The organism is Paenibacillus zanthoxyli JH29 (assembly GCF_000520715.1).
GTDB lineage: Bacteria > Bacillota > Bacilli > Paenibacillales > Paenibacillaceae > Paenibacillus_AQ > Paenibacillus_AQ zanthoxyli.
Map to the genome: position 1 here is coordinate 1 of NZ_ASSD01000383.1, position 402 is coordinate 402.

Below are 402 nucleotides of genomic sequence, written 5' to 3' on the forward strand. Positions count from 1 at the left end.
GCTTCTGGATGAAACCCGGGCGCCCATTCCGATGAAACCCACTAAACCGCTGCGAGAAGATGCGGAGTACGTGCGCAATGGAACGTGCAGCATTTTCATTTTTACGGAACCGCTTGCGGGCTGGCGGCATGTGAGTGTTCGTCCACAGCGCACGCGGGTGGAATGGGCGGAACAAGTCCGCGATCTGTTGGATGTTCATTACCCGGAGGCTCCGAAAGTGCGCCTCGTGATGGATAACCTGAACACGCATTCCATCGCCTCCCTGTACCAGGCATTCGAACCGAAAGTGGCTTTGCGTCTGGCGAAACGTTTGGAAATCCATTACACGCCAAAACACGGCAGTTGGCTTAATGTGGCCGAAATCGAACTCAGTGTCATGACCCGCCAGTGTCTGGGACGCCG

General features: G+C 56.0%; 1 protein-coding gene. It reads left to right on the forward strand.

The window, feature by feature from the left end; all coding sequences use genetic code 11:
* On the forward strand, window positions 1–402 hold a 402-nt coding region (locus L691_RS0114070), incomplete at both ends, for a transposase (protein ID WP_025691134.1).